We start from the raw sequence: 13,009 nt of genomic DNA, 5'->3' as shown, positions 1-13,009 counted from the left end.
AAATAAGAAAGTACTACCTATATCTATTTATGAATCTTAAGTAATCTTACCTCCTAAGAACTTTGACAATTTTCTTAACATCGCCAGATATGTGCCAGTATTTTTTGAGCGATCGCAGACTTTCGGTGTTTGGAAAAATACCAAGACTGACCGTGAATTATAGTAAAAATACCACCTATTTCCAAACCTCTATGAGGTTGACGCACGCCTGATTACTCTTCCTAGTTGTGCTTGAATTCCTTTTGGGATTGTCCACCATCGAGCCTGACTTTTTACGTTATGTGGAAAAATCAACAAAAGACCTAATCCCTGAGCAAGCTTCCCTACAAAGATTGGGCGAGAATTTAAAGCCTCTCTCCTTTTAGGCTACGGTGTGTGCACAAGTCTGAAGTAGTTTACTCACTTGGTTTATGCGTCAGTTTTACCCCACCCTAACCCTCCCCGATGCATTGGGGAGGGAACTGGATTTCTTTTTCCCCCCAATGCATCGGGGGGATTAAGGGGGGTAAATCCAGGGTTTGGGCTTCATTACTAAGATGTGTGTCCACCGTAGATCCTTTTAGGGGAGAGGTTTGGAGACAAGTGTTTCATATCCCGTGAAAAATCAGACCAACAAGCTCGCGACAAAGGTTGAGTCAGTATTCCCTCCTGCCTCCTGCCTCCTTTAATTAAAAATAGCTCTAAACCATCTTTAACTTTCTCGTAAAGCAACTTCGACCTTTGTAATCTGTCCATTTTCGTGAACTTTTTTCAAAGCTTCATACAAAATAATAGTAATTAACCAATGGAACATGGCAACTCAAAGCTGAATTGTAAGCAAGAGAGAGCAATTTGGCATTCGTCTCAATATTTCATACTTTTTGTGCAACTATCCATATATCTCCAGCTAGATTTGTCCTCTATCGAAATATAAAAAAATCGGATATTTATTATTTCTATCGATGGATGCAGACTGGTTGAAATATCATCTATCTTTAGTTTGGGAAAATTAAGAGATAGTGCTCACAAAAGGTAATACTTTGAAAGATGCAAACAGCGTAAGAGTGAATGTAGCGATGAATGAAATTAGTATTATTTTAATTGAAGATCATGACTTAACGCGAATGGGGCTACGAGCGGCATTACAGTCTCACAGTGCATTGAAAGTAATTGGCGAAGCAGCAAATGCTACCCAAGGATTAAAACTTTTAGAAACGGCAAAGCCAGATGTAGCTGTGGTAGATATCGGCTTGCCTGATATGGATGGCATCGAACTCACCCGAAAATTCAAACGTCACCAGGCTGAAACTGGGCAAACAACAACGAAGATTCTGATCCTGACAATGGATCATACAGAAGATGCTGTACTTGCAGCTTTTGCGGCGGGTGCTGATTCTTATTACATGAAAGAAACAAGCATCAGTAAATTAACGGAGGCGATCCAAGCAACTTACGCTGGAAACTCTTGGATTGATCCGGCAATAGCCAATGTGGTATTGCGGAAGATGCGCCAAGGTATTCCTGGAGAAAGCCAAAGCTCTGATAAGCCAAAGACTGTAAAAATTGAGGCGCTGGCATCAGAATATGAGCAAGTTTTAGAAACATACCCCCTGACTCAACGGGAACTGGAAATCCTGGAGTTGATTGTAGCTGGGTGTAGCAATGGACAAATTGCTGAGAAACTCTATATTACAGTTGGTACTGTGAAAACCCATGTTCGCAATATTCTAAATAAACTGTGTGCTGATGACCGTACCCAAGCTGCTGTGAGGGCCTTACGTTCTGGTTTGGTGGCCTGAGGAGTGGTGAGTGCTGAGTGCTGAGTGCTGAGTTAGGAGTTATAGAGTTATAGAGTTAGGAGTTAGGAGTTAGGAATTTTATTTCCCCTCTGCCTCCCATGCCCAATTCCCAATTCCCAATTCCCAATTCCCATTCAAAATCGTTCTTGTAAACATTCTGCAATGCGTAGTGCGGCTCCCGGTTTACCCATGCGCCGCAGACCATTTTCGGCAATAATTTGCAAAATATCAGGATTTTTGAAGAGAGACTGTACGATTTGGGCAACCTCTGCTGGCTGCTCTACTAAAATCAAAGATGAGCCTAAAAGACGACTTTGAGATTCAGCAAAGGCGGGGTTATATTGAGGCCCATTACCAGGAATTGCGATCGCAGGTTTGCCTAAACCGATAAACTGTTCTGTGGCTGTACCTGCCATTGCGATCGCTATATCTCCCAAATGCAAGCAATCATTATAGGCTTGTTGCGTAAGCAGTAGATATGCATTTCTTTGCTTAAATGTCAAAATATTTGGATCAGCAATTTGGATAGGAGATGCTGATTCAGGTCGCCAGCCTTGGGATTGGACACTTTGGGATAAAATATTAGAGTCTAAACCTGGAGCGATCGCACCTAAAAACACCACTGTGCCAGAAGTGTAAAATACCGAATCTCGCTCCTGGAAACTTGCCATCAACGCAGATACGGCAATCATAATTACTTCCCAGTTGTTATAAGCCTCTGGCGGACGGGAACCAGGAAGCAGAGTCACCATTAAAGGTCGAACAGTCTCTTGTTGTTGGCTATTCTGACTATAAAATTGTTGGCGTGAAAACGTCGGTTCCAGACTATCCATCATCGGATTGCCCAAATTAAAAGCTGGAATTGGCCATTGTTTTAATGTTTCCGTCGTCAGCGCATCTCTGGGGAACACCGCCTTACAACGGCGACGACTCATTAGCCAACGTTCCCAAGGATGGTAAATTGAACCAGAAAAGTTTTCCCAACGCGCCTGCTTGGATTTGCGTGGTAATAATCCAGCTTCATCGCGCACGTGATATTCAGATTTCGCCGTACCCACAAAAGCATAATTAGCGCCACTGAAAGTTGCAAACAACAGGGGGAGAATATCTCCCACTGCTAAAATCGCTCTTTTATTGCCTAATTTTTTTTGAGAACTCACCCAACGGCGGACAGCTTTAATCTGGCTGAGGGTAAGTTGCAATAAACCACCGCGTACATCCCGCGCTAATTGGCGTCCATCCATATAAATAAAGCCGCCAGAAGGCATAGTGCGGACTGAACCAATGAGGGGGATATCCAACTGTTGGTAAGCCCGTCCTTCACCCACCAGAGGTAAAGCAAATATCTCTGGTGGGTTTGGTTGTCGCTGGAGTTCTTGCAAAATCCGAACTGCAATGACATCTTCCCCATGACCATTACTTAATACAAGTAACCGCAAAGGAGAAGTTGCAGATTGAGAGTTAGAAGCTAAGGATGACCGAGTATTACTCATAAGAAACAAAATATCAAAATTAACTGTCTGTTTGGGTAAGAGGTATAAATAGGGAAATCGGCAAAGAAGCTGGAAGTTAGTATTATCCCTATTCGTCAGCCTCACTACAACTAACTCCCAGTTAATTAGGTTAAATATTATGCGAGTTTCTGCTACTGCTATTTTTACTTTAGCTACTTTAGCTGCTGCCAATGTGACTCAGCAAGCAACGGCTGCACCTGCTAAAACCGTTACTCCAACTGAAAAAGCGGGTAACTTGGTAGTGCCGATAATTGAAGATACTCCCGCACGGGTAGAGACAATTGCTTCCCCAGAAACTATAGTTGCACAACAATTTTCCCAAAACCCCGTCGCTGTAAAAACAGGTGCAGTAGTCTTAAACTCAGCAAAAGCAGATAAGGGTAATTCATCAGTAACACTCCCCCTCATCTCCTCCCCTTCAACTCCAAAAACCCCTACTACTGAGAGCAACTTAGTAGTCACAGCTACAGATGTACAGGTAGTGGGAGCCAATCAAGAATTGCAAGATATTATTCGGAAAGTAATTAAAACCCAGGCTGGTGGAGAAACTAGTCAAAGCCAGCTACAAAAAGATGTAACAGCAATTTTAGATACAGGTTTATTTAGCAATGTCAGTGTAAATAGCTTTAGCACACAAGCTGGATTGAATGTAGTTTATCAAGTGCAGCCGATGATTGTGCGATCGCTACAATTATCTGGTGCGAAAGTCCTCACTTACCAAGTAGCCCAACAACAGTTGCAATCTCAGATTGGAACCACCATCAGTCCGGCTGGACTCCAGCAAGCAGTCGCACAAATTAATAAGTGGTACGCCGACAATGGTTATAACTTAGCGCGGGTGCTATCAATTAAACCCAATTCCCAAGGCATTCTCACTGTGAATGTTGCTGAAGGCTTAGTGAGTGATATCAAGTTTCGCTTTATCAACGATGAGGGTAAAACCGTTGATAGCAAGGGTAATCCCGTCGCCGGACGCACTAAACCAGATTTCCTGCAACAGCAACTCAAGTTGAAATCTGGTCAAATCTTCCAAGAAAATGTAGTTAAACAAGACATCCAGCAGCTATATCGTACTGGTTTATTTGAGAGCGTGAATGTTGCCTTAGAAGGAGATGCGACCAAACTTGATTTAGTTTACCAACTCAAAGAAACTGGGGCGCGTGGTGTTAACTTGGGTGGTAGTTACAATGCCGATCAGGGATTAGTAGGCACAATTAGCTATCAAGATCAGAATGTCGGCGGAATTAATGACACTTTAGGTGTGAATCTGGCTGTAAGTAGCCGAGACTTGCAGTTTAATAGCAAATTTATCAGTCCCTATCGGACAACTAACCCCGATCGCTTAGGTTACACTGTGAATGGTTTTCGGAATCAGGAACTTTCGGAAACCTTTGATGACAAGATTACCCTAGCTAACGGCGACAAAGTGCGAGAAGGTCAAATTGGTGGTGGTGTCAGCTTACAGCGACCACTTGACGACTGGAACACTTCATTAGGATTAAACTATACCCGAACTAGTATTCGCGATCGCCAAGGTAATATTACCCCAAATGACGCTCAAGGCAACCCCCTTTCTGCCAGTGGAACTGGTGTTGATGACCTAACTACCGTATCCTTCACCGCCACCAAAGACCAACGGAATAATCCCCTCAATCCAACTCAAGGTTCCATTCTGAGTTTGAGTACAGAACAATCTGTGCCCATCGGTGAAGGTAATATTTCCCTAAATCGCCTCAAAGCTAATTACAGCCAGTATTTACCAGTCCAGTTATTTAACAGCCAACAGCCACAAGTGTTTGCGGTGAACGTCCAAGCTGGTACTGTCATTGGTAATTTACCACCTTACGAAAGCTTTAACTTGGGTGGTTCCAACTCAGTGCGCGGCTACGATTCTGGAGAAGTTGGAAGTGGTCGCAGTTATGTGTTAGCCTCCGCAGAATATCGCTTCCCCGTCTTACCAATCGTCGGCGGTGTATTATTTGCCGACTTCGCCTCAGACTTAGGTTCTGGTGATACTGTATTGGGAGATCCTGCGGGTGTGCGGGATAAACAAGGTTATGGTTTTGGTTATGGGGCTGGAGTGCGATTAAATTCACCACTAGGCTTAATTCGGGCTGACTATGGCATTAATGACCAGGGTGAAAGCAAAGTCCATCTAGGTATTGGTCAGCGATTTTAACCCTGTTTTGTCACTCTGGCAGTAGTATAATAAGGTACAAACGCTAGAACCAAGACACAGAGTATGGTACAGCCTCGTCCAGCCGCACCAACAGTAAAATTCGTGGACGAATATTGCCAATGGTATAAAAGCCTGTTTCCAGATGTTAGGAGCTTCGAGGCTTTTAAATACCTTCATGTAGGGTGTATTTCTGAACTAAAACGGAAAACCCTACCAGAAATAGCAAAAATTGTAGGATTGGACAATCAGCAGGGTTTGCACCATTTTTTAACTACATCACCTTGGGATATAGAGAAGTTAAGAGCCTTGCGATTAGAGCTAATTTTACAAGTTCTAAAAGGTAGACCAATCATTCTAATTATTGATGAGACAGGAGATAAAAAAGAAAGGGAATAAGACAGATTATGTGAAACGACAGTACATAGGTAATTTGGGTAAAGTAGAAAATGGAATTGTAGCAGTCACGGCGTATGGTGTATTCTGTGGGATGACTTTTCCATTACTGTTTGAAGTATACAAGCCACGCGAAAGATTAAAGCCAGGGGGATAAATATCTTACGAAGCCTCAAATAGCAGCAATAATGATGAAAAAAGCTAGAGTTGATGGGTTTTAAATTCAACCTAGTACTAGCAGATAGCTTATATGGTGAGAGTAGTGCTAATTTCATATCTATATTAGACGATCTGGGGGTTAAATTATCTAGTGGCGATTCGCTCAAACCATTCTGTAGAGCTACTTCCTAGACAACATACTCAATATTTAAAGTGGCATAAGTTTAAAAGAGTATTCTCTAACTTGAGTAGTGAGAATCGGTTTATTAGGGAAATAATTCATGGTAAACGACAAGAAAAAAAGGTATTGGCAGATTACTACTGACATTGAGAAATTACCCGGTAACACTACTTGGTATGTGATGAGTAAATACGCAGACCTTACACCAAGAGATGTTGGTAACTTTTATGGGTTAAGAACTTGGGTTGAATATGGCTTGAAGCAAAGTAAGAATGAATTAGGTTGGGCAGATTATCGGCTGACTCATTATGCGGATATTGAACGCTGGTGGGAGATTGTTTGTAGTAGCTACTTAATGGTGAGTCTACACTCTGAACAAATGCAGTCTTCTCCACCAAAGTCTCCATCAAAATTGGCTGCTCATCCTTGGTGGGATGATGGGAAGGGTTGGAAGAACATTCTTAACAATCTCCGTTTAATAATTCAACCTTTTACTTTATTTAACCTAATATATCCCTGGTTGACAGTTTTTCCTATTCCCCAATTGTCTTTGGGTTTTTCGAAACTTCAATCTATTATTTATAACCTCACCAGTTCAATATTTATTTTCCTGTCTCACCCTGATTTCTACTTTTCCTCTGCCTAGAGTGACAAAACAGGGTTAATCTGAGTTAAAGCGTTGCGGAAAGTTCTACATCTTACGCTGTCGGTACTAAGGTGCCAAGGTGGTTTCCTCGTGCCTCTGTAACAGTGTGGGAGTACACAGGAGTAGATGATACATCCGAGGAAATATTGCTCAATCAAGAGTTCGGGAATATTAACTTCAAACTAGATCAGATACTCAGTAATTGAAAATTCAATGACTACTACAAAATCCCAAATAGCTGTTAATCCTTCTCCAGGAATCACACTAAGCCTTGAAATTCTTGTTAGCGGTTCTTTGCTTGCTGGCGTTGCCATCAATGTTATCAGCAAGATGAATCGAATCTCCTTTTCAATCACTCAAATAGAAAAGACGCTGAAAGAGCCTTTAATTTTATGCTTCGATAGTTGATGAGGGGCGATGTCTACGACGGGCTACGCCTACGCTTTACAGAAAACCTCAAAAACAAAGCGATCGCCTTTCAGAAAATCTCAAACACAAAGCGATCGCCTGTTGTGGAAGAGTGAACGCGATCGCTTTGCAGAAAACCTCAAAAACAATGCGTAGACGCGTAGCAGCTTGTCCTTAGACATCACCTGTTGTAGAAGGGTGAGTGCGATGTCTACGACGGGCTACGCCTACGCATTATCTAGGTATTCAATTCTCAATAGTTGCTTGAATTGTCTCACTTGTAAGTCGTAGACGTGATTGTTGTAGTTGTAGCTTGGGCTAAACGCAGTGAAACCCAACGAATAATCTATGATCGAGAAGCAGACTTGATTTACTGGAGTACTTTGCATGGTTTCAGCAGAATTAATCTCTACTTTGCGAGAACTTAATCGAGCAGATAAGTTTTATATTATGCAGGTTTTAATCTCAGAGTTAGCCCAACAGGAAACCGAGCTGATTAAGCCCGATCAGTCTTATCCTGTGTGGTCGCCTTATGATGCAGTTGAAGCCGCAGATACCATGTTAAAAGTGCTACAAGCTGCTAAAACTCAAGACCATGCGTAACGCACAACGGTATTCCTTTATCCCGATTGATGTTGCATTGGGCGAAGCCAGTTTCCGCCCCTATCTACCGCTTACTTTGATCTACCAGCAAAATTCTGTGATAACATCCGGTCTGTTGGATACTGGAGCAAGCGTGAATGTGCTTCCTTATTCAGTAGGAGTTGAGCTTGGGTATGTGTGGGAGCAGCACACAACTGCATTGAGTTTGACAGGTAATTTAGCTCAATACGAGGCGCGTGTCGTGGTTCTTCAGGGAGTAGTTGGGCAATTTGAACCTGTACAACTTGTATTTGCATGGACACAGGCTACAAACGTACCTCTGATTTTGGGACAAGTTAACTTCTTTATGGAGTTTGATGTTTGTTTCTACCGTTCACATTTACAGTTTGAGATAAGCCCTAAATCGTTAGCCTTAGAGTAGTAGACAGAAACCTTTGGTGGGGGTCATTGTAAAGAGCGATCGCTTTGCAGAAAACCTTAAAAATTAAGCGATCGCCTGTTGTGGAAGAGTGAGCGATCGCCTTACAGAAAACCTCAAAAAAGCGATCGCAGTTGTGAAAGAGTCAGCGATCGCCTTGCAAAAAACCTCAAAAACTAAGCCTAGATCCATAACGGCTTGCTGTTTGTTAGACATCGCTGTGGAAGAGTGAATGCGATCGCAATAGTTATTCTGATAAACAAGCAGATATCAAGCCTGTCTACATTTATTTGTAAAATAAAGAAATGCAGTCTGTCTGTGTATATTGGACTTAGAATCCAGAGAAGTAGAAGTGTAAATTTTATGTCTAATTATCAAGAAGTACTACTGCAAGCTCAAAGCCTAACTCCTGAAGAGCAAATACGCTTAATTGAAGAATTATCAAGCTTAATTCGTCAACAGGTGACAATGACACCTAAGCCAAAACGTAGTATCCTCGAATTACGTGGGTTAGGTAAAGAAATCTGGAATGGCATTGATGCTCAAGAATACGTTAATCAGGAACGTGATTCATGGAATGGCTAGTCCAGTTACAAGGGCAAATTGTTGGTTTGGATACTGCTCCACTGATTTACTTTATTGAAGAAAATCCTAATTATTTGGATGTTACAGATGCTTTTTTTGAAGCGATGTTTCGTGGTGAGTTTAGCGTTGTAACATCAGTTTTGACTATCACGGAAGTATTAGTTTATCCCTTACGACAAGGAAACACAGTATTAGCTCAACAATATCGTGAAATTCTATTTAATTCCCAAGGTTTAACAGCTATCGAGGTTTTTCCCGACATCGCTGAAAATGCGGCACAATTAAGGGCAAATTATAACTTAAGAACCCCAGATGCTATTCAGATGGCTACTGCTATTCGTGGAGGTGCATCATTTTTCTTGACAAATGATGCGCGGTTGCCATCTTTACCAGCATTAACAGTGTTAGTGTTGGATACACTTATAGTTTGAGTCTTTTTGTCTGTTGCGATCGCTGATTCTATGATGGCATTGCAGGCGATCGCCTTACAGAAAACCTCAAAAACTAAGCGATCGCTTGTTATGGAAGAATGTGCGATCGCCTTACAGAAAACCTCAAAAATTAAGCGATCGCCTATTATGGAAGAGTAAGCGATACCTACAGTAAGCTACGCTAAAGCATCTATGGTGGTTGTTTTCGATAATCTTTAATGATTATAAAGTTTCTTCTGTATTAAGCTAAATTTCATTCCCTAAAAATATTTACTGGATGCTACTTTTTTCCTTCCAAAGAATTTAATTCTGCCATCTACTAATATAATATTTGGTGTCTTTCTTTCATTTCTTTTTTCTATTTCAGACATTTTATATAATTCATTCTGGATATATAAATGTCTTTCATCAGTTGCTAATAACAAAAATATCCCCTCCTTTGAACTATATTGATTAATATAGTCTACAAGTTTGTTAAAACTTTTATAGATTTGTTCTTTTGTCTCAGATGAATACTTCAATAGAATTACACTTTCTAAAAACATGATTTGTTCATTGGCTAATATTATCATGCCATTGTTGGATTTATACTCTATACTTATTCTTGATATAAAATTATACGAATTCTGCGAAATATACTCTTCTACAAGTTTTAGTAATATCAGTTGTGAAAATTTTTCCCTTATAGGTTTTCCTAAATCATTATATAGTTCAACACATAAATCTTTTTGTGATATTAAATCAGAGAATTTATTAACAATTGCTTCAACATTTTCATGAAAGTCTTGAACTTGATAAACTATTTTTTTTAGTTCAAGAGGGAAATTTATAGCATAATTTTTTGCAGTTGTATACCATCTAAACTCGTTATCTAAATCACTATCAAAATGATATGAATTAGGTTGTTTTGATTTATACTTGTCAATTAAGTTTATCAATAATTTAGGATTTTTAGTAATAAGTTCCTTTATTTTTGCCTTTTTTAATTTTTTGAAAACTTGCTCCCAAGTAGGAATATTTTGATCCCTTTCATCTATGATCCTATTGACTTCTGCACGTAATTTATCATTGTGCGATACTATAGAATCATAGTCATTAAAACACTTAGAAGATGCTACTGGCAATTTAGTTAATATATCTTCAGGAACTAAAATTAGTGGTTGTTTTACTCCTTTTGTTAAGTAATAAGGCAAGTTAAATTTTTGATTTCTTATCGAAGTATCTGTAAAAGTTGGAAGTTTAAAGTTTTTAGCTACTCGTTCAGAAAATGTCAGTAATTCAGTAAGTATGATGTCAACAGTCATATCACTGATTCTATCTGCACCAAAATTTTCCTCAAACAATGGAGTCATTTCAAAAATAGCTGGATCTGTTATATTTAATTCAATAGCAAAATGAACTGCATTTTGTGCTAATTTTTCGGCTAATTTTTCCCCGATTCCTTTCCCTTCAGTGTGGTTAGTTGAATATCCTAATCCAGCTAGAGAATTTTCTTTGAATTTTAACTTATCAGTTATATGATATATAATCTGTTGAGTGTTTGTTTGATTTTCTTTTAATTGATATATTTCATTAAAAATACTTGCGAAATAGGTTTGAAATTTACTGTATGTTCCTTGTAATTCGTCAATTTTGGTTTCTTTTAACAATCTAGGATCTACATAAAATTTAGAGTCAATATCTATAAATCCATCAAATACGCCTTCTTTCCTTAGTTCATCCGATGAAATACTAAATACATCGCTAATTCTTTTTGGCATAATTTTGTTTCACAACTAATTTGCAGATTTAAGACAAATATTTACAGTATTCATCATGTGTTCATTTACCTGACAATTGCTGTAAATTTCAATATTCAAAACATCTCCTAACTCACTGCATATTCTGTAAACTGTCTCATAAAAAGAGACTGAAAACCTAACACAATATCCTCCTTGGGAACTCCCGCAGCTACCAAGTTAGCTGCAATATCATCTTCTGTACCATTCCACTGAAGCCAAATTTTCCCACCTTTAATATCAATATGAATAATACAACTATGTACCCAGTCTTGACCTTCCCACCCTACATGAACTATTTGATAATGGTTGCGTTCTGTATCAAAAATTGTTTCAACTTCTATATTTCCGTTAGCTGGTTTTTGCTCACTATAATCATGTAATATCTGTTGTACAAGCTGGCGATATAGAGTTAATTTATCCATTGGAAAATCACCTCTTGTTCTACATCATAAATACAGCACCTACGGCTGTTATGAGGTACAGTAGCAGCAACTAGCAAACCAGTTTCTTAAATGTTGAGGATTTATTAAGTCGAGTGCAACTGAGATTAGTTTATCAACCATTTCTGTTGTAGTTGGAGCAAAATTGCGTAAAAAAGATTTAAGTTGTGACCACCATAATTCAATTGGATTAAAATCGGGGGAGTATGAGGATAAACAAATAACTTTCGCACCTACAGCTTCAATCATTGGCACAATTGAATCTAGTTTATGTGCGGATAAATTATCCATCACCACTACTGCTCCTGACCATAAATGTGGTACTAAAAACTTCTCAATAAATAATTCAAATGCAATGCCATCCATTGAACCATTCATTGTCATTAATGCAACTACTTTTTTAAGACTAATTGCTCCAATTACTGTAACTTTTGAGCCTCTATAGAAGGGGTTAAGAGAGTAAGCTCTTGTTCCCATTTGTGAACGGGCATGAGTCCTCGCTAACCCAAGTAGGACACCAGTTTCATCCAAAAATACTAAATTTTCTGGCTCTATATTTTTGACCTTTTCCCAATAATCTAATCTTAAATTCAGGACTCTCTCAGTAAGAGCTTGGGTACTCCGCTTCGTTTTTTTTTACGATTTAATCCTAATTTCTGTAACGCCCGACACATTGCACTTTGACCTACCCAATTACCAGTCTTGTCTGCAAATAATTCACACAACTCTATCAATGTTGCATCTGGATATGATTCAACTAATTCTCTCAACTCTATGTCAGCATTTGTTAGATGACTAAATTGTGGCTTTCCTCGCGGCTTGGATTGTAAATTTCCTTCAAGTTTTTGTTGTTTTACAAGCTTTTGAACTAAACTTTTTGAGACGGAAAATATGTTAGCTACTTTTCTGATTGAGATATTTTTTTGAAGATGTGCTGCAACTATTTTTTCTCGAAGATCGACAGAGTATGACTTCATTTAGAGGTATTTATATTTTAATTTATTGTACCTCATAACAGACGCAAGTGCTGTAAGCATTTTCACTTGATTTTCTGCTATCATCTCTTTAGGAAAATCAAGTTGAAAAAATGTTTTGTAAGTTGTTAAAGGTACTGCTAAATACAAAACACGCTCCGGTTGCCGCCGTCGTAATGCACCTCTATAATTAATAAACTGTCCTAATGCTGTATGAAATTCTGAAATAGCAGACGACCTCTCTAAAAAACTTTTGACTTCGACTGCAATTTTTTGTCCTTCACGTTCTGCTGCAATCAGCTTTTGGGCGGCTAAATCAATCGAAAGATTAACTCCTCCCACGCTCATTGTGAGTGGATCGTGAGTAATTTGCCAACCATCTTTCTGTAAAGCTGTTTTGACAACTTCATGAAAGACATCTTTAGCAGACATACATATCTATAATTATATATTTGATTTTCATTTAGCCGGATTCCATACAATTTGTCAAAACCGTTTTTTATGTAGAGACGTTTATAA

Annotated in this window: 17 protein-coding genes and 1 pseudogene; 10 read left to right on the top strand and 8 right to left on the bottom strand. The window is 39.2% G+C overall.

From position 1 onward, the window contains the following. Positions 1-74: 74 nt before the first annotated feature. Complete coding sequence (locus HUN01_RS36150; protein ID WP_257798568.1) at positions 75-206, bottom strand: hypothetical protein; 132 nt, start codon at positions 204-206, stop codon at positions 75-77. Positions 207-1,055: 849 nt separating this feature from the next. On the opposite strand from HUN01_RS36150, the gene HUN01_RS18865 reads away from it, so the two are divergent. After that, on the top strand, positions 1,056-1,778 hold the full coding sequence (locus HUN01_RS18865; RefSeq protein ID WP_069068737.1) for a response regulator transcription factor: 723 nt from the start codon (positions 1,056-1,058) through the stop codon (positions 1,776-1,778). 134 nt (positions 1,779-1,912) lie between these two features. Here HUN01_RS18865 and HUN01_RS18860 read toward each other — a convergent pair whose 3' ends face one another. Next, complete coding sequence (locus HUN01_RS18860; RefSeq protein ID WP_181932533.1) at positions 1,913-3,271, bottom strand: lipid-A-disaccharide synthase-related protein; 1,359 nt, start codon at positions 3,269-3,271, stop codon at positions 1,913-1,915. Positions 3,272-3,410: 139 nt separating this feature from the next. Here HUN01_RS18860 and HUN01_RS18855 point away from each other — a divergent pair, with 139 nt between their 5' ends. The 6 genes and pseudogenes from HUN01_RS18855 (at position 3,411) to HUN01_RS18830 (ending at position 8,282) form a co-directional block, all read left to right on the top strand. Then, entirely contained in the window at positions 3,411-5,471 is a 2,061-nt protein-coding gene (locus HUN01_RS18855; protein ID WP_181932532.1) for a BamA/OMP85 family outer membrane protein, read from the top strand. A 63-nt stretch (positions 5,472-5,534) separates the two neighbouring features. Beyond that, positions 5,535-6,850: pseudogene (locus tag HUN01_RS18850) on the top strand (IS701 family transposase). Between the two features lie 213 nt (positions 6,851-7,063). Continuing rightward, entirely contained in the window at positions 7,064-7,258 is a 195-nt protein-coding gene (locus HUN01_RS18845; RefSeq protein WP_181932531.1) for a hypothetical protein, read from the top strand. Positions 7,259-7,267: 9 nt separating this feature from the next. Then, positions 7,268-7,414, top strand: a complete 147-nt coding sequence (locus HUN01_RS18840) for a hypothetical protein (protein ID WP_181932530.1) — start codon at positions 7,268-7,270, stop codon at positions 7,412-7,414. Between the two features lie 231 nt (positions 7,415-7,645). Then, positions 7,646-7,861, top strand: coding sequence for a hypothetical protein (locus tag HUN01_RS18835; protein ID WP_181932529.1), 216 nt, complete (start codon positions 7,646-7,648; stop codon positions 7,859-7,861). After that, on the top strand, positions 7,854-8,282 hold the full coding sequence (locus tag HUN01_RS18830; protein ID WP_181932528.1) for a pepsin/retropepsin-like aspartic protease family protein: 429 nt from the start codon (positions 7,854-7,856) through the stop codon (positions 8,280-8,282). The genes HUN01_RS18835 and HUN01_RS18830 overlap by 8 nt, the downstream gene beginning before the upstream one ends. 63 nt (positions 8,283-8,345) lie before the next feature. On the opposite strand, the gene HUN01_RS18825 is transcribed toward HUN01_RS18830, so the two are convergent. Then, complete coding sequence (locus HUN01_RS18825; RefSeq protein WP_181932527.1) at positions 8,346-8,495, bottom strand: hypothetical protein; 150 nt, start codon at positions 8,493-8,495, stop codon at positions 8,346-8,348. A gap of 147 nt (positions 8,496-8,642) precedes the next feature. Between HUN01_RS18825 and HUN01_RS18820 the strand changes: the two genes are divergently transcribed. Genes HUN01_RS18820 through HUN01_RS18810 form a run of 3 tightly spaced genes read left to right on the top strand, consistent with a single transcriptional unit; the run spans position 8,643 to position 9,454 of the window. Continuing rightward, complete coding sequence (locus tag HUN01_RS18820; protein ID WP_181932526.1) at positions 8,643-8,864, top strand: hypothetical protein; 222 nt, start codon at positions 8,643-8,645, stop codon at positions 8,862-8,864. Beyond that, the gene (locus HUN01_RS18815) at positions 8,852-9,295 is read left to right on the top strand and encodes a type II toxin-antitoxin system VapC family toxin (RefSeq protein WP_181932525.1); all 444 of its coding nucleotides are present in this window, start codon (positions 8,852-8,854) and stop codon (positions 9,293-9,295) included. The genes HUN01_RS18820 and HUN01_RS18815 overlap by 13 nt, the downstream gene beginning before the upstream one ends. A gap of 6 nt (positions 9,296-9,301) precedes the next feature. Beyond that, entirely contained in the window at positions 9,302-9,454 is a 153-nt protein-coding gene (locus HUN01_RS18810; RefSeq protein ID WP_181932524.1) for a hypothetical protein, read from the top strand. A 101-nt stretch (positions 9,455-9,555) separates the two neighbouring features. Here the strand turns inward: HUN01_RS18810 and HUN01_RS18805 are convergent, their stop codons facing one another. The 5 genes from HUN01_RS18805 to HUN01_RS18785 all read right to left on the bottom strand — a co-directional run bounded on the left by HUN01_RS18805 (position 9,556) and on the right by HUN01_RS18785 (position 12,922). Continuing rightward, entirely contained in the window at positions 9,556-11,055 is a 1,500-nt protein-coding gene (locus tag HUN01_RS18805; RefSeq protein ID WP_181932523.1) for a hypothetical protein, read from the bottom strand. A 107-nt stretch (positions 11,056-11,162) separates the two neighbouring features. Continuing rightward, the gene (locus HUN01_RS18800; RefSeq protein WP_181932522.1) at positions 11,163-11,498 is read right to left on the bottom strand and encodes a XisI protein; all 336 of its coding nucleotides are present in this window, start codon (positions 11,496-11,498) and stop codon (positions 11,163-11,165) included. A 48-nt stretch (positions 11,499-11,546) separates the two neighbouring features. Beyond that, the gene (locus HUN01_RS18795) at positions 11,547-12,047 is read right to left on the bottom strand and encodes a transposase (protein WP_181927395.1); all 501 of its coding nucleotides are present in this window, start codon (positions 12,045-12,047) and stop codon (positions 11,547-11,549) included. Positions 12,048-12,106: 59 nt separating this feature from the next. After that, a complete protein-coding gene (locus tag HUN01_RS18790; protein WP_181932521.1) occupies positions 12,107-12,493 on the bottom strand; it encodes a helix-turn-helix domain-containing protein in 387 nt (128 codons plus the stop codon). After that, complete coding sequence (locus tag HUN01_RS18785; protein ID WP_181932520.1) at positions 12,494-12,922, bottom strand: XisH family protein; 429 nt, start codon at positions 12,920-12,922, stop codon at positions 12,494-12,496. Between the last annotated feature and the right edge of the window lie 87 nt (positions 12,923-13,009).

The sequence above is a fragment of the Nostoc edaphicum CCNP1411 genome (assembly GCF_014023275.1).
Lineage (GTDB): Bacteria > Cyanobacteriota > Cyanobacteriia > Cyanobacteriales > Nostocaceae > Nostoc > Nostoc edaphicum_A.
The sequence above is the reverse complement of the archived record's forward strand: the minus strand, read 5'-3'. Positions and strand labels throughout refer to the sequence as shown.